The 24,672-nt window shown below is 74.6% G+C and carries 21 protein-coding genes and 1 pseudogene; 7 read left to right on the top strand and 15 right to left on the bottom strand.

Annotated elements, in window-relative coordinates; all coding sequences use genetic code 11:
* Positions 1–17: 17 nt before the first annotated feature.
* Both IE257_RS13040 and IE257_RS13035 read right to left on the bottom strand, forming a co-directional pair.
* A complete protein-coding gene (locus IE257_RS13040; protein WP_189967994.1) occupies positions 18–2,210 on the bottom strand; it encodes a phage holin family protein in 2,193 nt (730 codons plus the stop codon).
* 151 nt (positions 2,211–2,361) lie between these two features.
* Positions 2,362–2,766, bottom strand: a complete 405-nt coding sequence (locus tag IE257_RS13035) for a hypothetical protein (RefSeq protein ID WP_189967992.1) — start codon at positions 2,764–2,766, stop codon at positions 2,362–2,364.
* Between the two features lie 132 nt (positions 2,767–2,898).
* On the opposite strand from IE257_RS13035, the gene IE257_RS13030 reads away from it, so the two are divergent.
* Together IE257_RS13030 and IE257_RS13025 are read left to right on the top strand one after the other, a co-directional pair.
* A complete protein-coding gene (locus IE257_RS13030; protein ID WP_189967990.1) occupies positions 2,899–3,675 on the top strand; it encodes an MBL fold metallo-hydrolase in 777 nt (258 codons plus the stop codon).
* Positions 3,672–4,298 (top strand): DedA family protein, encoded by a 627-nt coding sequence (locus tag IE257_RS13025; protein WP_229920313.1) that lies wholly within the window; start codon positions 3,672–3,674, stop codon positions 4,296–4,298. Before IE257_RS13030 ends, IE257_RS13025 begins: the two co-directional genes overlap by 4 nt.
* Positions 4,299–4,332: 34 nt before the next feature.
* On the opposite strand, the gene IE257_RS13020 is transcribed toward IE257_RS13025, so the two are convergent.
* Positions 4,333–5,292 (bottom strand): virginiamycin B lyase family protein, encoded by a 960-nt coding sequence (locus IE257_RS13020; RefSeq protein ID WP_189968337.1) that lies wholly within the window; start codon positions 5,290–5,292, stop codon positions 4,333–4,335.
* A gap of 138 nt (positions 5,293–5,430) precedes the next feature.
* Entirely contained in the window at positions 5,431–6,738 is a 1,308-nt protein-coding gene (locus tag IE257_RS13015) for a serine hydrolase domain-containing protein (protein ID WP_189967987.1), read from the bottom strand.
* 280 nt (positions 6,739–7,018) lie between these two features.
* On the opposite strand from IE257_RS13015, the gene IE257_RS13010 reads away from it, so the two are divergent.
* A complete protein-coding gene (locus IE257_RS13010) occupies positions 7,019–7,480 on the top strand; it encodes a winged helix DNA-binding protein (RefSeq protein WP_189967985.1) in 462 nt (153 codons plus the stop codon).
* Between the two features lie 16 nt (positions 7,481–7,496).
* Here IE257_RS13010 and IE257_RS13005 read toward each other — a convergent pair whose 3' ends face one another.
* The 3 genes from IE257_RS13005 to IE257_RS12995 all read right to left on the bottom strand — a co-directional run bounded on the left by IE257_RS13005 (position 7,497) and on the right by IE257_RS12995 (position 10,731).
* Complete coding sequence (locus IE257_RS13005; protein WP_229920311.1) at positions 7,497–8,723, bottom strand: MBL fold metallo-hydrolase; 1,227 nt, start codon at positions 8,721–8,723, stop codon at positions 7,497–7,499.
* A 31-nt stretch (positions 8,724–8,754) separates the two neighbouring features.
* Positions 8,755–9,981: an aminotransferase class I/II-fold pyridoxal phosphate-dependent enzyme gene (locus IE257_RS13000; protein ID WP_189967983.1), complete on the bottom strand. Its 1,227-nt coding sequence runs from the start codon at positions 9,979–9,981 to the stop codon at positions 8,755–8,757.
* Between the two features lie 177 nt (positions 9,982–10,158).
* Positions 10,159–10,731 (bottom strand): TIGR03086 family metal-binding protein, encoded by a 573-nt coding sequence (locus IE257_RS12995; protein WP_189967981.1) that lies wholly within the window; start codon positions 10,729–10,731, stop codon positions 10,159–10,161.
* Between the two features lie 199 nt (positions 10,732–10,930).
* Between IE257_RS12995 and IE257_RS12990 the strand changes: the two genes are divergently transcribed.
* On the top strand, positions 10,931–11,752 hold the full coding sequence (locus IE257_RS12990; protein ID WP_189967979.1) for a class I SAM-dependent methyltransferase: 822 nt from the start codon (positions 10,931–10,933) through the stop codon (positions 11,750–11,752).
* A gap of 4 nt (positions 11,753–11,756) precedes the next feature.
* On the opposite strand, the gene IE257_RS12985 is transcribed toward IE257_RS12990, so the two are convergent.
* The 3 genes from IE257_RS12985 to IE257_RS12975 form a co-directional block, all read right to left on the bottom strand.
* Positions 11,757–13,778, bottom strand: a complete 2,022-nt coding sequence (locus IE257_RS12985; protein WP_189967977.1) for a DUF5107 domain-containing protein — start codon at positions 13,776–13,778, stop codon at positions 11,757–11,759.
* Positions 13,779–13,884: 106 nt separating this feature from the next.
* The gene (locus IE257_RS12980) at positions 13,885–14,784 is read right to left on the bottom strand and encodes an arginase family protein (protein ID WP_189967975.1); all 900 of its coding nucleotides are present in this window, start codon (positions 14,782–14,784) and stop codon (positions 13,885–13,887) included.
* Positions 14,785–14,788: 4 nt separating this feature from the next.
* Positions 14,789–15,367 carry a GNAT family N-acetyltransferase gene (locus tag IE257_RS12975; protein WP_189967973.1) on the bottom strand — a complete coding sequence of 193 codons (579 nt, stop codon included), beginning with the start codon at positions 15,365–15,367 and terminating at the stop codon, positions 14,789–14,791.
* A 213-nt stretch (positions 15,368–15,580) separates the two neighbouring features.
* Between IE257_RS12975 and IE257_RS12970 the strand changes: the two genes are divergently transcribed.
* Entirely contained in the window at positions 15,581–16,294 is a 714-nt protein-coding gene (locus IE257_RS12970; protein ID WP_229920310.1) for a hypothetical protein, read from the top strand.
* A gap of 361 nt (positions 16,295–16,655) precedes the next feature.
* Here IE257_RS12970 and IE257_RS12965 read toward each other — a convergent pair whose 3' ends face one another.
* From IE257_RS12965 to IE257_RS12945, 5 genes and pseudogenes are all read right to left on the bottom strand, one after another.
* Positions 16,656–18,680: a prolyl oligopeptidase family serine peptidase gene (locus tag IE257_RS12965; RefSeq protein ID WP_189967971.1), complete on the bottom strand. Its 2,025-nt coding sequence runs from the start codon at positions 18,678–18,680 to the stop codon at positions 16,656–16,658.
* Between the two features lie 13 nt (positions 18,681–18,693).
* Complete coding sequence (locus IE257_RS12960; protein WP_189967970.1) at positions 18,694–20,106, bottom strand: M20/M25/M40 family metallo-hydrolase; 1,413 nt, start codon at positions 20,104–20,106, stop codon at positions 18,694–18,696.
* Position 20,107: 1 nt separating this feature from the next.
* Complete coding sequence (locus IE257_RS12955; RefSeq protein WP_189967967.1) at positions 20,108–20,941, bottom strand: M55 family metallopeptidase; 834 nt, start codon at positions 20,939–20,941, stop codon at positions 20,108–20,110.
* A 169-nt stretch (positions 20,942–21,110) separates the two neighbouring features.
* Positions 21,111–21,554, bottom strand: a complete 444-nt coding sequence (locus IE257_RS12950) for an SRPBCC family protein (RefSeq protein WP_189967965.1) — start codon at positions 21,552–21,554, stop codon at positions 21,111–21,113.
* A 119-nt stretch (positions 21,555–21,673) separates the two neighbouring features.
* Positions 21,674–21,823, bottom strand: a pseudogene (locus IE257_RS12945) (dihydrofolate reductase family protein); the annotation flags it as partial.
* 106 nt (positions 21,824–21,929) lie between these two features.
* Between IE257_RS12945 and IE257_RS12940 the strand changes: the two are divergent.
* On the top strand, positions 21,930–22,961 hold the full coding sequence (locus IE257_RS12940) for an Rv2578c family radical SAM protein (protein WP_189967963.1): 1,032 nt from the start codon (positions 21,930–21,932) through the stop codon (positions 22,959–22,961).
* Positions 22,962–23,073: 112 nt separating this feature from the next.
* A complete protein-coding gene (locus IE257_RS12935) occupies positions 23,074–24,666 on the top strand; it encodes an alpha/beta hydrolase (protein ID WP_189967961.1) in 1,593 nt (530 codons plus the stop codon).
* Positions 24,667–24,672: the final 6 nt, after the last annotated feature.

Raw genomic sequence — 24,672 nt, 5'->3', positions numbered from 1 at the left:
CGCGGACGCCAACAAAATCAGCGGATTTCGTCCCGTGCGGGCACCGCTGCGGAAGGAAGGCTTCCGCTGTTTCCGCCCCGGGGCGGGGGTTCCTCCACCGGCCGCTCCGCAGGTGCCGGTGGATCAGCCGCCGACCCGCCCACCGGCGGATCCACCGGCACCTGCGGCCCGTCCGCCTCCCGCAGCCAGCGCCGCAGCACGACGTGCACCGCCTCGGCCCCGACCAGCTCCTGCTCCTGTCCGGTGGCCGGGTCCGGGGCCAGGCACAGGTCCGGGTCCGGGTCCGACAGCTCCGCGGGCCACATCAGGAACGGACGCCCCTGGTCCCCGCCCAGCCCGCCGTGTGAACCGATCTGCTCCTCGAACGCGTGCACCGCGCCGGTCGCCGGGTCGTAGGCGGAGTTCACCATGACGTCGGCCACGTGCGGGAAGGCATCGGTCCGGCGCACGGCCTCCGCCGCACCCGGACCGAAAGGGGCCAGCAGCGCCTCCGCCTCCCCCGGGACGTCCAGCCGGGCCACGGCCCCGTCCCGGCCCAGCACCACCCCGTCCACCAGCAGGAACCCCACACCCGGATGGTTCGCCAGGGTCGCCAGCAGGGCGGGGTGCGCGCGCTCGATCCGCGCCCGCGAGGCCCGGCCCGGGATGCCCGGGAAGGAGATCAGGCCGAGGTTGCCCGAGGCCAGCACCACCGGTTCGGAGCCGCGCCCCGGGTGAGCCCCCTCGCCCTCCTCGACCGGCCGGTGGAGCGCCGCGAGCACGGCTGCCCGGGCCTCGGCCCCGCTGTGGGTACGGCCGGCCCGGCGGGAGACCGGCAGCCCGCAGCCCGCCCGGACCAGGTCCTTCAGGGTCAGCCCGTACCGGCCGAGGAAGGTCTCCCCCGGGCTCTGGCCGTGGTCGGAGAGCAGCACGATCCGGTACCGGCGCGGCGCGTGCTCGGCGACCCGGGAGATCAGCGCGATGCTCCGGTCCAGCCGCGCCAGCACCCGGTCGGTGTCCCGGCCGTGCGGTCCCGAGTGGTGCGCGACCTCGTCGTAGGCCACCAGGTCGGCGTAGATCGCGGAGCGCCCGGCCAGCATGTCGCCGATCACCGCCGCGACGACCACGTCCCGCTCCACCACCGTCGCGAAGGCCCTGATCAGCGGATACAGCCCGCCGCGCGAGACCCTCGGCCGGTCCCCGCGGATCCGTGCCCGCAGGGACTGGCCGATCTCGCGGACCACCTCGGCGACGAAGGACACGGCCGTGCGGACGGCGTTGGCCGGATCGGAGAAGTACGCGAAGTAGCCCGAGCGGGACCGGTTGGCCCGCCCGCGCCGGGCCGAGACGGAGAGCACCAGTGCCAGTTGGTCGGCGCCGCCGCTGAACAGGTTGCCCCGGCTCGCCCCGTCCAGCGACAGCAGTCCGCCGTCACCGGTGCGCTCGATGGCCCGCCGCTGGAGCTCGGCGGCGCTGGTCGGCCGGTTGCACACCATCACCTCGCCGGTGTGCTTCTCGTACCAGCGGAAGGCGGGCACGTCGAAATTGGAGCCGTGCAGGATGCCGAGCTGGCTGGCACCCGTCTGGCTCGACCAGTCCGTACGCCAGGGCCGGGCGCGGTGGCCGTGCTCCAGCCATCCGGCCAGCGTCGGCATCAGCCCGTCGGCGCACGCGCGGCGCAGCACCTCGTACCCCACCCCGTCCAGCTGGAGCAGCAGCAGCCCCGGCGGGGACCCGGCGCCCCGGAGCGGGGCCGACCTGCCCTGCCTTCGGCGGCGCCGGTCGGCGAGCCGGTAGAGCCGGCGCCGGTACGCCTCGTCGTCGCGCACGGCGAGGGCGGTGGAGGTCGCCGACGCCACCGCGGACATCACGGCGGCGACGACCACGGCGGTCTCGGGGGCCACCTCGCTGCGCCCGTCCGGAATCAGGCCGATCGCTATCAGCAGGAGCGAGCCGTTGAGGAAGAAGACGAGCAGCCCGAGCACCAGGGCGGGCACGAGCAGCAGGGCCCGGACGAGCAGCGGCCAGACCAGTGCGCTCAGCAGGCCGAAGGCCCCGGCCGCCCAGGCGGCGGTCAGCCCGATCTGCGTGATGCTGTCGCCGTCGTCGGACTGGAGCCGGAAGTCCGGAAGGATCCCGGCCAGCACGAGCATGGTGAGGGTGGACACCGCCCAGACCAGCAGCACCCGGACCAGGGCGCTGCCCGCGGTCCGCCACCGTTCTCGCCCCACGCCGCCACCTCCGCGAGCCCCGTCCCGTCCCGCCTTCCAGGCTCGCACAGCCCGGCGCGCCCGGTCGGGCGGCGCGGAAGGCGCACAGGAGTACGGCGAGGTGACCGTCGGGGCAGGACAGACGGTGCAGGGTGAGGCGGGGCGGGGTGCGTCAGGTGCCGTCGTAGCCGGCCGTCGGCATGGACAGCCGGCGGTGCACCTCGGCCTTCATCGCGGAGGTGTACCGGGGCTCCTCGCCCCCGGCGGTCTCCAGCCGTACGCCGCGCCGCTCGCACTCGGCGGTGAACTCCTCGACCGAGCTCAGTGCGCGGGCCAGCACCCGGTGGTTGGCGGCCACGAAGAGGTCGACCTGCCCGGTGTCGATGGCGGTCCAGAGCCCGCAGTGGTCGGCGCGCAGCCCGTAGACCAGCAACTGCTTCGTCACGACGTAACCCCGGTCGGCGGCCCAGCGCGCGCACATGGCGTGCTGGCTTCGGGTGTCCACGGCGAACGGGTCGGCATCCAGGTCCTCGAGCGGGGCCAGGCTGGTGATCGCGGCCACGCGCAACTCTTCCATGCCGCCGGACCCTACTCCGATCTCCCGCCGGAGAGGAGGGGGCTGCGGGATCCGGTTCCGAGCGGCCGCAGGGGGCAGAGTCCAGGGACACACCCTAGGCTCGGGAACGAGGCGCGAGGGAGGGAGGGCCGGGTGCCGGTGGAGCTCACCTGGTGGGGTCATGCCACGTGCACCGTCGAGGACTCCGGGGTCCGGCTGCTGACGGACCCGCTGTTCGGACGACGGCTCGCGCACCTGCGGCGGCGGCGCGGCGCCGTGCCCCCTCCCGAGGCCGCGGTGGCGGACGTGGTGCTGGTCTCGCACCTGCACGCCGACCATCTCCATCTGCCGTCGCTGGCGCGGCTCGCGCCCGGCACCCGGCTGCTGGTGCCGCGCGGGGCGCGCCGGGCGGTGCCGGGGCTGGCCCGGGTCGCCGGGCTGCGCGGGCTGGCGGTGACGGAACTGGCGGCGGGAGAGGAGGTCGCCGTACGGGACGGCGTACGGGTCAGGGCGGTCCCCGCGCGGCACGACGGACGGCGGCTGCCGTTCGGTCCGCACCTGTGCCCGGCGCTCGGGTACGTGGTGCGGGGCGCGGAGCGGACCTACTTCGCCGGGGACACCGGGCTGTTCGACACGATGGCCGAGGAGGTCGGACCGGTGGACGTGGCCCTGCTGCCGGTGGGCGGCTGGGGTCCCTACCTGGGCCCGGGACACCTGGACGCGGGCCGGGCGGCGCACGCGCTGGCGCGGCTGGCGCCCGCGGCTGCGGTCCCGGTCCACTACGGGACGTACTGGCCGGTGGGAATGGACGCGGTGCGGCCGCACGAATTCCACGCGCCGGGCGAGGAGTTCGAGCGGCTTGCGCGGCAGCTGGCGCCGAAGGTGACCGTGCGGGTGCCGCGGCACGGCGAGCGGGTGCGACTGCCGTGACATGGCGCGAGCTCGCGACGGCGGCCGGCCAGGTACCACCGGAGAGCACCCAGCAGGCGGTGGGCTACCCGGCGCTGTTCCTGCTGGTGGCACTGGGCGCGTTGGTGCCCGTCATCCCCACGGGGGCGCTGGTGAGTTCGGCGGCGGTGGTGGCGTTCCACCACCAGGCGCCCTACGGGGTGTTGCTGGTGTTCGGAGTGTCGGCGCTGGCGGCCTTCACCGGGGACATGGCGCTGTACTGGCTGGGGCACCGCGGGGTGCGCTCGCGGGGCGGCTCGCGCTGGCTGGAGACGCTGCGTGGGCGGGCCACGCCGGAGCGGCTGGAGCAGGCACAGACGAGGCTGGACGAACACGGGGTGCTGGTCCTGGTCCTCTCGCGGCTGGTCCCGGCGGGCCGGATCCCGGTGATGCTGGCCTGCCTGCTGGCGCGGATGCCGCTGCGCCGCTTCGCCCGCGGCGACGCCCCGGCGTGCCTGGCCTGGGCGGCGACGTACAGCCTGATCGGGATCCTGGGCGGCACGCTCTTCTCGGAGCCCTGGAAGGGCGTGGCCATGGCGGTCGGGCTGGCCCTCGCGGTCAGCGCGGGCCCCCCGCTGTGGCGCCGCGTGCGGCCGAAGCAGTAGCCCCGCCGCCCCGTTCCGCCACCGGTCCTCTCCCCTACCGGTCCTCGCCGTGCCCCGGCCGTGCGGTGACCGGCGGGAACGAGAGGCCCGTCGGGGTGTTGAGGCCGGTGAAGGAGAGCGTGACCTGCCCGCCGCCCGTCTCCCGGACGCGCACCACCCGGTTGTTGAAGCCGTCGGCCACGTAGAGGTTGCCGGAGCCGTCGAGCGCGAGACCCAGCGGCGAGTTCAGACCGGTGGTGGGCACGGTGGTCTGCGCTCCGCCGGCCGCCGCCACCTTCACCACGCGGTTGTTGCCGCTGTCGGCGATGTAGAGGTCACCGGCGGCGTTCACGGCGAGCCCGGTCGGCTGGGAGAGGCCGGTGGTGGGCACGGTGGTCTGGCCGCTGCCGTCCACGGCCACCCGCACGACGCGGTCGTTGACGAAGTCGGAGACGTACAGGTCCCCGCCGGGCGCCCACGCGAGCCCCCAGGGGTGCAGCAATCCGGTGGTGGGGACGGTCGTCCGGGCCCCGCCGCCGGCTGCCACCCGCACGATCCGGTCGTTGAAGCTGTCGGCGATGTAGAGGTTCCCGGCCTGGTCGACGGCGAGCCCCAGCGGGCGCGACAGGTCGACCGTGGGAACGACGGACTGCTCCCCGCCGTCCGGGGGCAGCACGACCACCCGGTTGTTTCCGGTGTCGGAGACGTAGAGCCGGCCCGCGGCGTCCCATGCCATGCCGGTCGGCCGCACCAGGTCCTCGAGGGGGACGGTGATCTGCTGGCCGCCGTCCATGGGCAGGGCCACCACCCGGTTGTTGCCGTAGTCGGACACGTACAGCGGCGGGCCCGCGGGCGACCGTACGTCACCCGGCTGCGCGGCTCCCGCGGCCCCCACGGGGAGCGCGCAGAGCAGCAGCAGCCCCGCCGCGGCGGCCAGCCGCCGGGTCCACCGCCCGGCGGCGGCCGGGCGGCCGGAGCCGGCCGGGGGATGGATCGTTCGCGACTCGGCCGTCATGCGTTCCACGACTCACCCACCACAGATCTGGACGGTCGGCCCGGTGCCGTACCCCCGCCGACCCTAGGAAGAGCCGCCCGCCGGTGCGGGAGCCACGCCACCGGAGACTGCGCCGGCCACTCCAATGCCGGGCGGGGGTCAGACGGTGGGGAGGTCGAGGCCGGTGTAGATCTGGTTGAGGAGCGTGGGCAGCATGGCCTGGGCCGTGGTCCGTCCGTCGGGCGACAGCGTCAGGTTCGTCCAGACGATGAGCGTCACGTCGTTGACCGGGTCGTGGCCGATGAAGGAGTTGAAGCCCGGGAGTTCACCGCCGTGGTAGTACATGGCCGCTTTCGGGCCGAACTTCTGGTACGCGATGCCGTAGCCGTACTTATGGCCGTCGGGCGCGGCCGGGTCCTCCGCCTGCGGGCTGTCGAGCCACTGCCGCTGGGTCGCGGGGTCCAGGACCTTGCCCGTCACCAGCGCCCGGATCCAGGTGGCCAGGTCCTGCGCGGTGGAGACGGCGCCCCCTGCGGCGGTGGCGTAGGAGGGGTTCTGGTGGGTGTAGTCGATGGGCGCGAGCTTCCCCGACTCGGCCGCCTCGCGCACGGCGGCCGGGTAGGGCTTGTCGACCAGGGCGTAGGAGGTGCCGCCGTACATGTAGCCGTGGGCGTAGGGCTCGGCGAGGGACCGGTCGTGGATGCCGGGGAGCGCTGTGCCCGCGAGGCCCAGCGGGGCGTACAGCCGGTCGCGGAACTGCTGGGCCAGCGGGCGGCCGCCGGCCTTCTCGGCGACGAGGCCGAGCAGGGCGTAGTTGGTGTTGGAGTACTCGTAATCCGCGTCGGGTGCGAAGTTCGGCGGCCTGCGGAAGGCCATGGCCAGGACGTCCTGCGGGGTGTAGGCCCTGCCGGGGTCGGCGTCGAGGGCGGCGGAGAGTTCGGGTGCGGAGGTGTAGTTGTAGAGCCCGCTGCGCATCCTGAGCAGTTCGGCGACGGTGATGTTCGCGCCGTCGGGCACGTCCGCGACGTACTGGGACACCGGGTCGCTCAGGCGGAGTCTGCCGTCCTGGGCAAGGAGCATGATCAGCGCCGAGGTCATGGTCTTGGTGTTGGAGGCGATCCGGAAGTGGTCCTGCGCGTCCGGCGGCCGGGCGCCACCCCGCTCGGTGGTGCCGACGGCGGCCCGGTAGGTGCCCTGCGGCGTACGGAGCAGCACCATCGCACCGGGCACCATGAGCTTCTTTACGACGCGTTCGACGGAGGCCCGGAGGGCGGCCGGATCGATGGGCTTCAGCGCCGAGGAGTCGGGATCGGCGGCGGGGGCGCTCGCCGTCGCCGAGGGCGTGCCCGGCGGATCCGTGAGGGCCAGGGCGGGCGGGGCGGCGGGAAGGGTGCCGCCCGCGATCAGGAGCGCCACGCAGGGCGCCAGCAGGGCGGGGGTACGGCGCTTCGCCCGGGAGGTCTTCATGCGCGCATCACGACCGTTGCGCTCGGCCCCCGACACGGCTGGAACTCCCCGATTTTACCAGGGGAGGCCCCGTCCCACCCCGCGGATCCGTCCGGGTACCGGATCACCCGGCGGCTCGCAGACGACCGCGGGGACCAGGATCGCGGCGACCCGCCGGGCCCTGCCCCACGGCTGCGGGCGCGCGACGGATCAAGCCGCGGGCTGGACCTCAAGTGCGCTTGAGTCCATAGGGTCTTGCTCAGCGCACGATCCTGCACAGCGAACGGGGAGACGATCCACCATGGAGTACTCGCACGACGACGCCGAGCTGATCCGCCAGCCCATCGGCTACTGGAGCTGGGCCGCCTACGACGCGGTCGTGGCCCGCACCCGCGGCGCGCTCGCCGGGCTCGGCACCACCCAGCCCCAGTGGTGGATCCTCGCCCGGGTCGCGCTGGCCGGTGACGAGGTCCGGACCCGGGGCGAGGTGACCGAGACCCTGCGGGGCTACCTGGCGGTGGGCGAGGAGTCGCTGTCCGAGGAGATGGACTCCGTCATCGTCCAGGGCTGGATCACCCAGGACGCCGAAGGGCGCCTGGAGATGACCCACGAGGGCCGGGAGTTCTTCGACAGGGCCTCGGCCCTGCAGAAGGACCTGTGGGACGAGCGGCACGCGGGGATCTCCGACGAGGAGTACCTGATCACCCTCAAGGTGCTCCAGCGGTTCATCCACAACGTGGGCGGACAGGCCTGGCACCACTGAGCGCGGGCGGCGCCGCTCACCCCCCGGTCCCGGACGCCTCCGGGCCCAGCGTGCGGGAGCCGCCGATCGGCAGGTCCCAGAGGTGCTCGCGGGGCAGTCCGGCCCGGGACCAGGCGGCGCGGGTGCGGTGCAGCGGTTCCATGACCGGCTCGGCGGAGAGGACGAAGGTGCCCCAGTGCATGGGGGCCATCCGGCGGGCGCCGAGGTCGAGGCAGGCCCGGACGGCTTCCTCCGGGTCGGCGTGGACGTCGCGCAGCCACCACCGCGGGGCGTACGCACCGACGGGCAGCAGGGCGAGGTCGACAGCGGGGTGGCGGCGGCCGATCTCGCCGAACCAGTGCCCGTAGCCGGTGTCGCCCGCGAAGTAGACCTTCCGCGGCGCCGCGCTCCGGGTGTCGGTGAGGATCCAGCCGCCCCACAGGGACCGGCAGGTGTCGATCAGCGACCGCTTCGACCAGTGGTGGGCGGGGACGAAATCGAAGCGTACGCCGCCCAGTTCGGCCGATTCCCACCAGTCGAGGTCGGTGACCCGGGTGAAGCCGCGGCGGCGGAACCAGCCGGCCAGCCCGGCCGGTACGAACAGGGCCGTGTGCCGGGGCAGCCGCTTGAGGGTGGGAGCGTCGAGGTGGTCGTAGTGGTTGTGGCTGATCACGACCGCGTCCACCGGGGGCAGGTCCTCCCAGCGCACCCCGACGGGGGTCATCCGGGCCGGGGTGCCGAGGATCCGCCGGGACCAGACGGGGTCGGTCAGTACGGTCAGCCCGCCGGTCCGCAGGACCCAGCTGGCGTGTCCGGCCCAGGTGACGGAGACGGTCCCGGGAGCTGCGGCGGGCAGCGGGCCCGGCTCGTACGGCAGGTCGGGGATGCCGCGCAGCCCTTCGGGTCCGGGCCGGAAGGCGCCCTCGCGGGCGAGCCGGGCGAAGGCGCGGACCCCCGGGAGCGGGGTGGTCAGCCGGTCCGCGAAGGAGCGGGGCCAGCGGCGGTGTTCCCCGAGCGGGCGCGGGACACTCGGATGCTCGCGCTCCGGCTCCGGCTCCGGCTCCGGTTGCGCTTGCGGCTGCGGCTCCGGCTCCGGCTCCGGCTCCGGCTCCGGTTGCGCTTGCGCTTGCGGCTGCGGCTGCGGCTGCGGCTGCAACTCCGGGCGCGGCTCCGTCCGCCGGGCGACGCCGGACCGTACCGGCGCCGTCAGGGCGGCGGAATCGGGGGCGGATTCAGGGGCGGGGGCGTCCGGCCGGTCCCTCATCGCGAAGTCTCCGTTCACCGGGGTCGGGAGGTCAGGCCAGCCCGGCCAGGACTGATCCGAGGAGTTCCAGGGAGTCGCGTACGTGCGGGAGCTCCAGCGGATCGCGGGCGGTGAGCGCGGCCAGCCGCTCCTGCGGGGTGGCCCCCAGCAACGGCCCGGTGGACAACCTCACCCGCAGCGCGCCCAGTTCGTCGGCGAACCGCTGCCCGCCGGGCGTGGGCGCGCCGAGCCGGCCGGCGAGCCAGTCCTCCAGTTCCATGGCGTCACCGACCCCCTGCCGGGCCAGGCCGGAGCGCAGCGGCGTGAGGTCGGCGTACAGGTGTCGGCCGGCCTGCGGGGGCCGGGCCAGCGCTCCGGCCGCGAGCAGGCGGCGGTGCGCCTCGGCGGCCACCACGCCGTGCAGGGCCGCGGCGGCGCAGGCGCGGCCGGCGACGGCGTCGGGTTCGTCGAGGGCGTGCGCGGCGGCTCCCGCGACGGGGCCGGCGACCATCGCGCCGGTGGCGGTGAGGACGTCGAGGGTGCGGGCGCGCAGCCAGGTCCCGCGCGGGGTGTCGGGGAAGCGGACGACCGCGGCGGGCCAGCCGGCGGGCAGCAGCGCCCCGGACAGGTCGACGAGGGCCGCCGCCTGGTCGGGCAGCATCTCGGCGGGGCTCAGGACCAGGGTGTCGTGGGGGCGGTGGACGGTGTCGCGCCAGCTCTCGTCGCTGACGACGAAGAGTCCGGCGGATGCGGCGGCCTCGCACGCCTCGTGCAGCATCTCGGGCGGCGGCACGGTCGCGGTGGGGTCGTCCGCGACCGACAGCAGCAGTACCCGCGGGTCGCCGCCCTCGGCGCGCACCCGTCGTACGGTCTCCAGCAGGGCGTAGGGGTCCGGTACCCCGCCGCATTCGGCCGGGGTCGGCACGTGGTAGGCGCGCTGTCCCAGCAGCCGGACCTGCGGGGTCCACCAGGCGGGACAGGGCCGGGGCAGCATCACGTCTCCCCCGTACGCCCCGAGCAGGGCCAGCAGCAGTGCGGGGGCTCCGGGTCCCGCGGCCACGTTCTCCGGGGAGGTGGCGAGGCCGCGCCGCCCCCAGTGCCGGCAGGCGGCCTCCCGTACGGACTCGCCACCGCCCGGCGGCTCGGGGGCCGCGCGCCCGGCGGCTGCGGCCAGCACGGAAACCAGCTCGGGGAGCACGGGCAGGCCGGGCTGGGGGGCGGGCGGGCCGTACCGGACCGGGCCGCGGCCCTCCGCCGCCGTACGCTGCGTCCCCGCCACCGCTGTCCGCCTTCCGCGTTCGCCCTGCCACGTCTGCCGGGCCCTGCACCGCCTGCGGCCTGCCGGAGCTGCCGGTCCTGCCGGACCCGCCGGGCCCGCGTCGCCTCACCAGACCTGACCTTTATACGATTATTTATTGCGGTATGCCTGTTGTGCGGGATGCCCGGGCACCGCGCGTCAGGCCTTCCGCCCCACCATCGCGAGGAGGCGGGTCTGCGCGTCCGCTCCCGCCGGGACCTCCACCGGCTCGGCGTACGCGCCACTGGACGCGAGTCCGTCGGCGTACGGCATGATCTCCTTGATCGAGAACTCGACGAGGCTGTCGGGCAGCCGGTCACCGACGCCGAGGCCCCGGGCGAGATCCCAGGTGTGCACGACGCAGTCGGCGGTCAGCTCCGAGCAGTACGCCGACCCGAGCGCGGGCCCGTACGAGAGGCGCACGCTCCTGCCCATCGCGCCGGACGCGGCGAAGGCGGCGTGCGCGGCGGCCGAGGCCCGGTCCCAGGCCGCGACCGGGTCGTCGCCCAGCACGTCACCGGCGAAGCTTCCCGCCAGCTCCTCGACGGTGCGGCCCTCGGAGACCAGCGGCGGGATCCAGAGCTGCTCCGCGGTGACGTGGTTGACCAGCTCCCGCACGTTCCACTCCGCGCACGGGGTCGGCGCACCCCACTGGTCGCCCCGCACGTCCCGCACCCGCTCACCGAAGAGCCGAAGCGCCTCGGCGTGCCGTTCGAGCAGCGTGTCCGTCATACCCCTCACCGCCGTCCGCCCTGGGGATGTGCCCCTCGCAGCCACTCTCCTCGCACCTGCTTCTCCCTGCCACCGCCCCGACCAACACCCTTGGCGCACAAGGGTGATGTCCACATCTCAAAACGCGTGTCTCGAATGACGAACGGATCGCCTACGGTGGAACCCACGCTTCGACGACGAAACGAAGAGGGGACCGGCCATGAACGCCGCCAAGGAGACCGCCGTCTACACGCACGGCCACCACGAGTCGGTCCTGCGCTCGCACCGCTGGCGCACCGCCGAGAACTCCGCCGCGTACCTGATCGGCGAGCTGCGCCCCGGAATGCGGGTGCTGGACGTCGGCTGCGGCCCGGGCACGATCACCGCGGACCTGGCCGAGCTGGTCGCGCCAGGCGGCCGCGTCACCGCTGTCGACGCCGCCGGGGACGTCCTGGAGCAGGCCCGCGCCTACGCCGAGGAGCGCGGCCTGGGCGACGCCGTGTCCTTCGCCGCCGCGGACGTCCACGCGCTGGACTTCCCGGACGACTCCTTCGACGTGGTCCACGCCCACCAGGTGCTGCAGCACGTCGGCGATCCGGTGCAGGCACTGCGCGAGATGCGACGGGTGTGCCGGCCGGGCGGGATCGTGGCCGCGCGCGACGCCGACTACGCGGCGATGACCTGGTACCCGGCCGTGCCGGGCCTGGACGACTGGCTGGACCTGTACCGGCGGGTGGCCCGCGCCAACGGCGGCGAACCGGACGCGGGCCGCCACCTGCGGGCCTGGGCCCGCAAGGCCGGTTTCACGGACGTCACCTCCTCGGCATCGGCCTGGTGCTTCGCCACCCCGGAGGAGACCGCCTGGTGGTCGGCCCTGTGGGCGGACCGCACCCGGGCCTCCGCGTACGCGGCCATCGCCACCCGCGGCGGCCACACCACGGCCCGGGACCTGACGGCCGTCGCCGAGTCCTGGCACACCTGGGGCGCGGACCCCGACGCGTGGTTCTCGGTCCTGAACGCCGAGATCCTGTGCCGGGTCTGACCCCCTAGGCCATGTCCGGGGCCCGGTCCGGGACCTTGTCCGCGACCGTGCCCGGGATCGTGCCCGGCGGCCGCATGCGGAAGTCGTAGCGGGACGGCAGGGGGCAGTCCGTGAGGGTGGACCAGACCTCGGCCAGGGTCTCCTCGCCCTCCCGGAGGTCCGGGAGTTCGAAGCCGTCCTCGAAGACCCGCCGAGCCGCCCGCACATGGCCCTCCGCCGCGAGCAGCCGGGCCGCGAGCAGCCGGAAGCGGCCCTGTTCGCGCGACGCCGGCCGCAGGCGGTCCCAGACGGCGCGGGCCTGCGGCAGCCGGCCCGCCGCGAGGAGGGCGGCCATCGCCTCCCGGCCGAGCGCCGACTCCGCGGCCGTCCACGGTTCGCCGCCGCGGCTCTCCACGACCAGGTCCTCGAAGGCCGCCACGAATCCGTCGGCCGCCCGCTCCGCGTCACCTGCCAGGGCGTCCGCCACCGCCAGGCACCGCAGCAGCGGCCACCGCGAGGGGGCCAGCGCCAGCCCGCGCTCCCAGCTGCGTACCGCCTGGGCCACGTCCCCGGCATGCCACTGGGCCACGCCCAGGTGGTACTCGGTCAGCGGATCCGCCGGGGCCGTCTCCAGCATGTCCCGCCAGTGCGCGGCGACCAGGCTCGGCCCCGGCGGGACCACCCGGCGCGGAAGGGGCAGGACACCCGTGCGCCACAGCTGGAGCCACGGCTCCTGCTCCTCCCCGAGCGTGGACTCCTCGAAGGGGGTGCCCGGCAGTTCGATGCCCCCGCACAGCACCTCCAGTGCGCCCCAGCCCGAGCCCTGCGCCAGCCGCTCTCCCGGTTCGGTGTCGGCGCAGCCGCGCCACGCCTCGTACGCCGCGTCCACCCGCTCCCGCGGCAGTACGGCGTCCAGCGCCCCCTCGGCCGCGCCGCGGGCCGCCGCCCAGTCCGCGCCGTGCACCTGCGCCGGCTCCGCCGACAGCGCCCCGTACGCCTCCAGCCAGCTGAACTCCGCGCCGCCCTCCAGCCGTACGTGCTCCAGCTGGGTCCGGGCCAGCCCGGCCTGGATCTCGGCGTAGCCGCCCGTCCCCGGCTCGGTGAGCCACTCCTGCCAGCGCCGGCCGCCCCCGCCCGCGCCCCACACGAACAGCTTGCGCCCGCGCAGCCGCGCGGTGGAGGTCTGCACCAGCCCGCGCCCGGCGGCGTCCAGCGAGGCGATCCAGGGCCGGGCCCCGCTGCGGACCTCGTAGAAGAAGTCGGCCGGGTACTCGCCGCGCAGCGGGTACGTGCGGTCCGCGCCCTCCCACTCCGGTACCGGGATCCGGCGCAGCGCGCGCTCGTACCCGAAGTGCCAGGCCTCGTCCGCGGGGGCGAGCACCCGGGTGCCGGGGTCCTCCGGGACGGCGATGTTCGACCACCAGTACACGGGGGCGGGCCGCTCGTGCGGATTGCGCACGCGGACGCCGACGTAGAGGAACTCCGACTCCTCCGGCAGCCACAGGTCCACCTGGAAGGGCAGGTCGCGCAGGCGCTCCCACTCCCACAGCCGGACCATCACGCCCCCGTCCGGGGCCGGGACGAGTGCGGCGTGCAGCGGGGCGCAGGAGAGGGTGGTGTGCCCCGTCGCGCCGGTGTTCCACTCGATGCCGCCGGAGAACCAGGCGCCGTTGAGCGCGAAGTTGGCTGGCTGGAACACCGGGTTGCGGTACAGGAGTTCACGCCCGGTCGGCAGGTGCACGAGTGAGTGGACGCGCCCGCCGAGCCCCGGCAGCACGGTGACCCGCAGGTGGTCGTTCTCGATGACGACCGACTCGAACTCCCGCTCCGCGCGCTCCCGTCCGTACCCGTCCCGGATCCGTACGGGCAGCAGCGAGCGCAGTGGCTCGTAGCCGATCTGCCGCGCCATGTCGCGCGGCATCCCCTCGCGCGCACGCTCGTCCAGCGTGTGCACCTCGTCGGGCGCGCGCAGGGCGGGCAGCGGGTTGTCCGAGCCCAACGAGGCTGCGGGGAGGGTCAGTACGGCGCGTCGGACAGTGGTGGCCATGAGGAAATGGAACACGCCGCGGGGGCCGGTGCACAGGGGTTCCGCGGAGGACCACCGGTCAGGATTACGCAAAGCCCGCCCAGGGGGACGCGCCCTGACGAGCTCGTCAGGCGAAGGCACCGGCCACGAGATCGGCGAGGAGGGCGCCCGCACGCCCCTCCGGGTCCAGGTCCGGGTCGTAGATGGTGACGTTGATCCCGGCGCAGCGCGGCGAGCGCACCAGCACGGCGAGGAGTTCGGCCAGTTCGTCGGGGACCAGACCGCCGGGGTCGGGGCTGTCCACGGCCGGCATGACGGACGGGTCCAGCACGTCGGCGTCCAGGTGCACCCAGAACCCGGCGGTGTCCGGCGGGTGCAGCCCGTCCAGCGCCGCCCGCGCCACCGGTCCCGCGCCGCGTCGACGGATCTCCCCGACGGTGGCGACGGAGATCCCGGCCGCGTGCAGCTCGGGAAGGTCCTGGTCGCCGTCGCGCAGCCCGAAGAGACGCACGTCCTCGTCGCGCAGGTACGGCGAGAGCCCCTCCAGGTCCGACAGGTCGGCCTGGCCGCGCCCGGTGGAGAGGGCGAGCTCCTCGCCGCCGGCCGCGCCCACGGGCCCGTTCACGGCCGCGTTGCCGGGGTGGCGGAAGTCGGCGGAGCCGTCGATGGCGGCGAGTCCGTAGCGCCCCAGGCGACGCATCGCGAGGGCCGCGCCGAGCTGGATGGAGCAGTCGCCGCCGAGCACGACGGGGAACTCCCCGGCCCGCAGGTGCCGTTCGATCCGGTCGGCGAGGGTGACGGTGTACGCGGCGAGGGCCTCGGCGTGGAACACGCCGTCGCCCTCCCGCCAGTCGCCGCGGTCGTAGCGCGGCGGCACCACCACCCCGCCCTCGCGGGCACCGAGCCGGGCCAGCAGTCCCTGTTCGCGCAGGGCCCCGGCGAGCTTGTAGACACCCGGGACGGCGCCCGGCGCGGGCGGGCGCAGGCCGAGGTTGGAGGGGGCGTCGAGGAGCACGAGGGTTCGCATGCCCTCATCCTGTGCGATGCGGGCCCTCGGGGGCCGGCATTTCCGCGGTGACGGCCCACCGCTCGTGGTCGCGCCAGGCCCCGTCGACGAACAGGAAGTCCGGGGAGAGCCCTTCCAGGCGGAAGCCGCCGCCGCGCACGAGGGCGATGGAGGCGGTGTTGCCGGGCTGGATGTTGGCCTCCAGCCGGTGCAGCCCGAGACCACCGTCCGCCGCGGGGGCGAAGGCGTGCGCGCGGACGAGGCCGAGGGCCTCGCGGAAGAGCCCCCGCCCCGCGGCGTGCGCGAAGGCCCCGTAGCCCAGGGCCCCGCACCGGAAGGCCCCGTGGACGATGTTGTTGACGTTGACGAACCCGGCGATGCCTCCGGTTTCCCGCTCGCACACGAGGAACCCGACGCGCCCCTCGCCCTCGGTCAGCCGGGCCGCGTAGGGCTCGTACGCCTCGATGGTGGCGGGCGGCGACAGCCAAGGGTGGTGGAGGTCCCGGCTCTCGTGCACGCGTGCGGTGAACTCGGGGCCGTCGGCGAGCCGAAAGGGCCGCAGGCCCACGCGGTCGCCCTCCCGGAGATAGCTCGAAAAGGTCATCCCCCCAGGCTACGAACCCTCCCGCGGCCCGGCCCGCTCCGCCGCGTCACCGGCCCCCGTAGTCCTCCACCAGATCCACGATCAGCGCACTCATGGCATCGAGCCGGCACCGGTCCTCGCGCTGCTCGCGCAGGTCGTGGTCGCAATGGTAATCCGACGGTCGCATCGGCCTGATGGCCGGGCCGTTGCCCCGTGTGTGGCAGCATCAGCCGCGTGATCACGGACGAGACGGGAACGACGCTGCTCCGCCGGGCCGCGCTGAACAACGCCGCGTGGTGCGATGCGGTCTGCCGGGCGCACGGGCTGTCGCCGTGGTACGACGGCGAGCAGCTCTGGTTCAGCGCGCGGCGGACCCCGCCGATGTATCCCGATGCCGTGACCCTGGAGCCGGGCGTACCGGCCGCGCGCGTGCTCCTGGGGGTCGACACCGACTCCCCCGGATGCTCGGTGAAGGACAGCTTCGCCGATCTCGATCTGGCCGGGGCGGGCTTCGAGGTGCTGTTCGAAGCGCAGTGGATCCATCGGCCGGCCGGGGCGCCGCTCCCCGAGCCGGAGGCGGGCGAGCCGGAGTGGTCCGAGGTCTCGGGCGCCGAGGAGCTGGCGGCATGGGAGGCAGCCTTCGACGGCGGGGAAGGCATCGAGGGCGACGGGCCGTTCCGGCCCGCCCTGCTCGGCGAGGGGATCGTCTTCCTGGCCGGTCGCGCCGGCGGCCGGATCGTCGCCGGGGCCGTCGCGAGCACCGGCGGGGGCGTGGTCGGCGTGTCCAACCTGTTCGGGGCCGCCTGGGCGGGGGTCCTCGACGCGGTCGCCGCCCGGTGGCCGGAGCTCGACGTGGTCGGCTACGAGCACGGGGAGGACCTGGAGGCGGCGGTCCGGGCCGGCTTCACCCCCATCGGTCCGCTGCGGGTATGGCTTCGTTCGGAGTGATCGACTTCGGGCGAGGCCGGCGCCGCACCCGGCGGCGTGGGCGTTGCGGCGCCGAGGCCGTTCGGGCGGGGCTGCCACCCCCTCCCTCCGGTCTCGCCGCCGTCCGGCGTATGCCACCGCTCCGGCTGCCGGCCGCCGCGATGGCCGCCTGCGGGGCATCCCTCGCCGTCATCGCGGCGGTCGCGGGCATCGCCCCCTGGGCCGTCTCTTCCGGATCCTGCCGGGCCCGCAGCGCCCGGCACCGCACCTCGCTGCGTTGTCGGGCCCGCCCCGGTACGTCCAGTACAAGGACGACCCTCCGCTTTGCGATCCACGGCACCGGACACCGCGGGCTCGGCCGACAAGATCCGAAAGAGACGGCCTAACCGTTCAGTTCCAGCCGCGGGACGTCGGTGCGGTCGATGCCGAAAACCTGCGCGTACAGCGACAGTTCGGCCTCCAGCGCGCGGATCATCGTGTCGGCTCGGCGGAAGCCGTGGCCCTCGCCCTCGAAGGTCACGTACGCGTGCGGCACCGGCACCGTCCGGTCCCGCAGCGCGGCGAGCAGCCGCTCCGCCTGGGCCGGTGGGCACACCGGGTCCTCCAGCCCCTGGAGCAGGACGAAGGGGGCCGTGATCGCGTCGGCCCGGGCCACCGGGGAACGCTCGCGGCTGAGCAGCGCCAGGGTCTGCGGCGGCCCGGCCAGGCTCTCGATGTAGCGGGATTCCAGGTCGTGGGTCTCCTCGGCGAAGCCCAGCAGGTCCAGCACCGGGTAGATGATCGCGGCGCAGGCGTACAGGTCGGTGGCGGCCAGCGAGGCCGCGGCCGTCCAACCGCCCGCGCTGCCGCCGCGGATGGCGAGCCGGGCGGGGTCGGCGGTGCCTTCGGCGGCCAGTGCGCGGGCCACAGCCGCGCAGTCCTCCACGTCCACCACGCCCCACTGCTCGCGCAGCCGCTCGCGGTAGGCACGGCCGTACCCGGTGGAACCGCCGTAGTTCACCTCGACCACCCCGATGCCGCGCGAGGTGAAGTACGCGATGTGCAGGTCGAGTACGGGCGGCACGTGGTCGGTGGGTCCGCCGTGCGCCCAGACCACGTACGGGGGCAGTTCGTCGGCGGCGGCCCGGACGGCCGGGTGGTGCGGCGGGTAGACGTGCGCGTGGATCTGCCGGTTGTCGGGGCCGAGGAAGGTGCGGCTCTGCGGCTCCGGATAGTAGGCCGGGTCGACCGGGTCCGGTCGCCGGTCGCCGACCGCCCGGGCGTGCCCGGTGGCGGTGTCCAGCTCGACCACCTCGTACGCGCTGCGCGGGCTGGCGGCGACCCCGTACACCCGGGTGCCGTGCACGGCGAGGGTGGGCTGCCAGGCGGTCCACGGCCCGGCGGCGTCCACCAGGTCGCCGCTCTCCGGGTCGAGGATGCCGAGCACCGGCGAGCCCTGCCCGTGCAGGACGGCGACGAGGCCGGCCCCCGAGCCCGCGGCGTGCGGGGTGTCCCCGGGGATCGGTGCGAGCCAGCGCAGCCCCGGTTTCCACAGCGGGCCGCCGAACTCCTCCTCCCGCGGGCAGAGGTTCACCGCCCAACCGGTCCGCGGGTCCACGCCGTACGGGTTCCACCAGCCGCCGCGGTCGCTGACCGCGAGGAGGGTCTCCTCGGCCGTCCATTCGACCTGGGCGACGGCCTCGTCGGGGCCGCCGAGCACGGTCCGTACGTCGGCCAGTCGCCCGTCCCCGGTGACCTCGGCGACCCGGAGCTCCGTACCGTCCCAGGGCATCCGCGGGTGGTCCCACACCAGCCAGGCGGCACGCCGGCCGTCCGGGGAGAGCCGGGGACCGGTGGTGAAGCGGTACCGGTCGTCCGTCAGCTCCCGCACGGCGCCGCGCGCCCGCGCCGCCGAGCCGTCCAGCGGTACGGCGGCCAGTACCCGGCGCACATCGGTCGGCGCGGGCCCGGTGAACTCCTCCAGCACGCACCAGACCTCGTCGCCGCGCAGCACCGGGTCGGCCCAGCGCAGGCCCCCGCCGGTCCGGGAGACCGGGGTGAGGGGCCGCGGGGCGGGACCGCCGGGCGCGTCGGGTTCGTAGGCGTACAGCCGCTGGTCGGCGAAGTGGACGAAGACCAGCAGGGGGCCGCCGGTGGGCCGCTCCGCCCCGGCCCAGGGCAGGCCGCCGTACTCGGTGACGCGGCTGCGCACGTTCCACGGGGCGGGCAGTTCGGTGATCTCGGGCCCGGTGGCGGTGAGGCGGCGGCGGACCAGGGTGCGGCGGCCGGCCTCCTCGGGCCGGGGTTCGGTCCACCACACCTCGGGGCCGACCGTGCCCAGGTACTCGGGCCGCCCGTCGAGGGAGGCGGCGAGCCCCGCGTCGATGGGCGAGGGCCAGCTGCCGTAGGGCCGGGTCGTCGCCACCATCACCGGGCCCCGCTCACAGGGTCCGCAGCGCGTGGTCGAGGACGCGGACCCCGAAGTGCAGGGCCTCCACGGGGACCCGCTCGTCCACGCCGTGGAAGAGGGCCCAGTAGTCGAAACCGGGCGGCAGCTTGAGGGGGGAGAAGCCGTAGCCGGTGATGCCGAGGCGGGAGAACTGCTTGGCGTCGGTGCCGCCCGCCATGCAGAAGGGCACCACGTGCCCGGCCGGGTCGAACCGCTCGACCGACTCGCGCAGGATCCCGTACGTCCGCCCGTCCACGGGGGCCTGGAGGGCGACCTCCCGGTGGTGGAACTCCCAGCGCACATCGGGGCCGGTGAGGGCGTCGAGGGTGCCGGCGAACTCGGCCTCGCCGCCGGGCACGGTCCGGCCGTCGACATAGGCGGTGGCGTGCTCGGGGATCACGTTGAGCTTGTAACCTGCGCTGAGCATGGTCGGGTTGGCGCTGTTGCGGACGGTCGCCCGGACCAGGGCTCCCGCCGGGCCGAGCCGGTCGAGCAGCTCGTCGAGGTCGAAGCCGGGATCCAGGTGGCGCGGGTCCACCGACAGGCCCTGCAGCGCGGCGAGTTCGGTGATGCAGGCAGTGACGGTATCGGTGAGCCGCACCGGCCATTCGTACGCCCCGATCCGCGCGACGGCGGCGGCGAGCCGGCTGACGGCATTGGCCCGGTTGGGCTTCGAGCCGTGCCCGGCGGTGCCGTGCGCGGTCAGTTTCAGCCAGGCGGTGCCCCGCTCCCCCGCCGCGATCGGGTAGAGGGCGTGGCCGCCGGGGCCGGTGTGCACGGTGAAGGCGCCGGACTCGCTGATGCCCTCGGTGCAGCCCTCGAAGAGGTGCGGGTGCCGGTCGGCGAGGAAGCCGGAGCCGTCGACCGCGCTGTCCTCCTCGTCTGCGGTGTACGCGATCACGATGTCCCGGCGCGGCTTCACTCCCGCGCGCGCCCAGGCCCGTACGACGGCCAGCACCATCGCGTCCATGTTCTTCATGTCGACGGCGCCGCGCCCCCAGACCACGCCGTCCCGCACCTCGCCGGAGAAGGGGTCGACGCTCCAGTCGGCGGCCTCGGCGGGCACGACGTCGAGGTGGCCGTGGACGAGGAGGGCCTCGGCCGAGGGGTCGGTGCCCTCGATCCGGGCGACCACGTTGGTGCGGCCCGGGCTGCGCTCCAGCAGGAGCGGTTCCAGACCGGCGGCGGCGAGCCGCTCGGCGACGTACTCGGCGGCGGGGCGCTCGCGGCAGTCGCCGCCGCCCCGGTTGGTGGTGTCGATCCTGATGAGACCGGAGGTGAATTCCACGGCCTCGTCGAGAGCCGTCCCGTCCACCGCGTCGGCCCGGTCCGCCACGGCCACCGCGTCCAACCGGTCCGCCGCGTCGACGGCACCGGCGGGGCCCTCGGCGTTGATTGCGCACATGTCAGCCATACTGCTCCTCCACGGCCGCCGAGACGACCGTCGTGACCGCTTTGAAGGCCCGGATCCCCTCGTACATCGTGCCGGTGCTGTACGCGACCTTGCGTTCCCCGCTCCGCTCCACGCCCGGGACCACCGTCGCGGCCATCGCCAGGTGGGCGGCGTCGAACTCCAGCTCCACGGTGAAGGGGCCGCCGCGGACCGGGGCGTGGCGTACGGCGAGGGCGGTGGCCTCCTTGGCGGCGGCCCTGATGTCGGCGGCGGTGCGGGCCGGGGTCCGGCACACGGCGGCGTAGCGCGAGACGTGGTCCTTGACGGCGACGGTCGCGGCGCCCGGGGCGTATCCGGCGGCGTCGACGCAGGTGAGGTCGTCGCCGGTGACCAGGATGACGGGGACACCGTACTCGGCGACGACGTGGGCGTTGAGCAGCCCCTCGCTGGCGCGCATCCCGTTGAGCCAGACCCCGGTGATGGAGTTGGCGAGGTAGGTGTGGGCGAGGACCCCTTCGGAGCCGGCTCCGGTGTGGTAACCGATGAAGGCGACACCGTCGACGTCGCCGTGCTGGACTCCCTCGACCATGGAGAGGGTCTTGTGGCGGCCGGTGAGCATCTCGGCGCGGGCGTCGAGCTTCTCCAGCAGCAGGTTGCGCATGGTCCAGTGCGCCTCGTTGATGACGACCTGCTCGGCCCCGCCGTCGTAGAAACCGAGTACGGCGGCGTTGACGTCGGAGGTGAACATCGCGCGGCAGCGTTCCCACTGCGGGGTTCCGGGCAGCACGTCCGCGGGCCAGGTGACGCCGGTGGCGCCTTCCATGTCGGCGGAGATGAGAATCTTCATCGGGCCCCCGGGCGGTCGGTTGCGCTCAGGAGCCCACCCTAGCCGCCGGGGGCCCCGGTGACCGTGGGGCTCGCACCCCGGCGCGGCGCGCGGGCTGCCTTCCCCCGAGCGGCCGAGTTCACCCGATCCGGTGAGGCCGCTTCCCCGGCCCCACCGTCAACGCCGTTGCTCAGCGCTCCACTTCGGTGGCCAGGTTCTCCAGCACGGTGTCGTAGATCCGGCCGAGGCCCTTGGGCGCGAAGGTCCGCTCGAAGAAGCCGCCGATGCCGCCGGCGCCGTTCCACACGGTGGTGACCACGGCCTTGGACTTGCCCTCACCGGCGGGGGTGACCACCCAGGTGGTGACCATGGAGGAGTTGCGGTCCTTCTCCACCAGCTGGCCGTCGGTGGGCTCGGTGACCTCCAGCAGGCAGTCGCGTACGCGCTTGCTGGTGGCCTGGAGCTTCCAGTGCACCAGGGTGCCCTCGCCGTCGCCGCCCTCGTGCACCTCGTACTCGCTGAAGTGCTCGGGCAGCAGCTTCCCGCGGGTCCCGGTGTAGTCCGCCAGCGCGTCGAACACGGTCTCCGCGTCAGCCGCGATGATCCGCTCCGTGGTGGCCTCGACCTGCGCCATAGCTGTTCCTCCAGCAGTTGTGTCCGCTCGTCAGGCCGAAGCCAACCACCTCCGGGCCGGGCGCCCAAATCCGGCCCCGGCGGCCGCCGGCGGCCAGGACCCGCGCGCCGTACGGCTCAGTCGACCAGGCCGGCCGCCATCAGCGCCCGGTTCATCGCGAGGCTGCCGTGCGAGCGCAACGGCACGTCGGACTCTTCCTCGAGCCGGGCGACGACGTCGACGGCGTCGGCGCTCACGAGCGTCGCGTCCGGCCGGTGGAGAGGCCCCTGCTTGCCCCAGTAGCGGATCACCGGGCATCGCGCCTGCTCAGGGCCTTCCCGCACGATCATGGGAACATGTGTTCTATTCTCGCGGGTGAACCATCGAGGAGGCACCATGCGCTGGGAGAATCTGACCGGGGGCCCCGGCGGCCCCGCCGCGCTCTTCGGGGCCGACGCCGTCGTGACCCGCACCGTCGACACCCCCGAGTTCCGGGGGATCACCTTCCACGAAGTACGCGCGCGGTCGATCGTCAACCGGGTGCCCGGTGCCTCGCGCATGCCGTTCGAATGGACCGTGAACCCGTACCGCGGATGCAGTCACGCCTGCGTGTACTGCTTCGCCCGCAAGACCCACAGCTATCTCGACCTCGACACCGGCATCGACTTCGACTCGCAGATCGTCGTCAAGACGAACGCCCCCGAGCTGCTGCGCCGCGAACTCGGCTCGCCCCGCTGGTCCGGCGCGCACATCGCCATGGGCACCAACGTGGACTGCTACCAGCGCGCCGAGGGCCGCTACCGGCTGATGCCGGGGATCATCGAGGCGCTGCGCGACCACGCCAACCCCTTCTCGATCCTCACCAAGGGCACGCTGATGCTGCGCGACCTCCCCCTCCTGCGGGAGGCGGCGGGCGTCACCGAGGTCGGCATCTCGGTCTCCGTCGGCTTCACCGACCCGGGTCTCTGGCGGAGCGTCGAGCCGGGCACCCCCTCCCCCGCCGCCCGGCTGGCCGCCGTACGGGCCCTCACCGACGCCGGGATCGAGTGCGGGGTGCTGATGGCACCGGTGATCCCCTTCCTCGGGGACTCCCCGGAGCAGCTGCGGACGACCGTGCGCGCCGTGGCCGAGTCCGGCGCGACCTTCGTGACACCCCTGGTACTCCATCTGCGGCCCGGAGCGCGCGAGTGGTTCACGGCCTGGCTGGGCACCCACCACCCCCACCTGGTCCCACGGTACGAGCGGATGTACGCGGGCGGGTCGTACGCGCCCACCTGGTACCAGCGCCGGATCACCCGCCAAGTCCACGAACTGGCGGCCGAATTCGGCATCGGCCCGGCCCGTCGGGGCGCGGCGCGCAGGATCGTCACCCCGGAGCGGCCGGACGACCCGGCGCCCGCCGGAGCCACCCAGCTCAGCCTCCTGTGACATCCGGCGCCGCCTGAACGGTCATCACATCGGGCCAATCCACAGCGCAATACCGCCTTCCGGGCGTGGTTTCCGGGACGATTCCGCCCAGAACCCTCGGCTGGGAGGCCCCATGCTCCACCCCTTGAAGAAGCGCGCCGCTGTCCTGCTGTCGATCTCCAGCGTCGCCGCCACCGTCGCCGCCGCACTCGCGAGCCCGGTCACGGCCGCGCCCGCCACCGCGGCCGATCCGGCAGCCTCGGCGCCGGCGCGGGCGGCCCTGCGCTGGACGGGCTGCACGACCCCGCGGTACCCCACGCTCCAGTGCGCGTCCCTCAAGGTGCCCCTCGACCACGCGCGCCCGGGCGGCCGGCAGATCACCCTCGCCCTGACCCGGGTCCCCCACACCGGCCCCACCTCCCAGGGCCCGCTGCTGGTCAACCCCGGCGGCCCGGGCGGCAGCGGCCGCAGCCTGGCCGGGTACATCGCCTCCGCCCTCCCCAAGGAGGTGGCCGCCCAGTACGACGTGATCGGCTTCGACCCCCGGGGCGTGGGCAGGAGCGAGCCGACCCTGGACTGCGCGGCCGGCCACTTCAAGCCCGTCCGGCCGGACTCGGTGCCGCTGGACGAGGCGACCGAGCGGGCCAACCTGGACCGGGTGCGGTCCTTCGCCGAGTCCTGCGGGACCAAGCACGCGGACGTGCTGCCGTACATCGACACCGTCTCGGCCGCCCGGGACATCGAGGCGTTGCGCGGCGCCCTCGGCGCGGAGCGGATCAGCTACTTCGGCTACTCCTACGGGACCTACCTGGGCGCGGTGTACGCCAAGCTGCACCCGGGCCGGGTGCACCGCCTGGTCCTGGACTCCGTGGTCGACCCGGGCGGGGTCTGGTACGAGGACAACCTCGCCCAGGACCTCGCCTTCGACGCCCGCCACAAGGCCTTCCTGGCCTGGGTCGCCCAGTACGACGCCACGTACCACCTCGGCGCCGACCCGGCGGCGGTCGAGCGGCGCTGGTACGCGATGCGGGACGCGCTGCGCGAGACCCCGGCCGGCGGCAAGGTCGGTGCGGCGGAGCTGGAGGACACCTTCATGCCGGGCGGCTACTTCAACGGCTACTGGCCGAACCTCGCGGAGGCCTTCGCAGCGTACGCGGTGGGCAAGGACCCGAAGCCGCTGGTGGCCGCCTACGAGCGGTTCGGCGCGGTGGAGCCCTCTGCGGGCAACGGCTACAGCGTCTACACGGCGGTGCAGTGCCGGGACTCGGCCTGGCCCAAGGACTGGAACCAGTGGCGCGCGGACATGTGGCGGACCCACGCCAAGGCGCCGTTCATGACCTGGAACAACGCCTGGTACAACGCGCCGTGCGCGTTCTGGCCGACGGAGGCGCTGCGGGCGCCCGACGTGACCAACGCGGATCTCCCGCCGGCCCTGCTGCTCCAGGCGACGGAGGACGCGGCGACCCCGTTCGAAGGGGCGCTCAGCATGCGGGAGAAGCTGTCGGGTTCGGCCCTGGTGGTCGAGGAGGGCGGCGGCAACCACGGCATCGCCCTGAGCGGCAACAAGTGCCTGGACGAAAAGGTGGCGGCCTACCTGGCGACGGGCCGGGCCTCGGACGCCACCTGCCCCGCCCAGCCGGCCCCGAAGCCGGCCACGGCGACCCGTGCCGTGCCCCCGTCGGCGGGCGGCGCGGCCCTGCACGGCATGCTCGGCTTCCGCGGCTGACCTTGC

The organism is Streptomyces avidinii (genome assembly GCF_014650695.1).
Taxonomy (GTDB): domain Bacteria; phylum Actinomycetota; class Actinomycetes; order Streptomycetales; family Streptomycetaceae; genus Streptomyces; species Streptomyces avidinii.
This window is presented reverse-complemented; position numbering and strand designations above follow the sequence as displayed.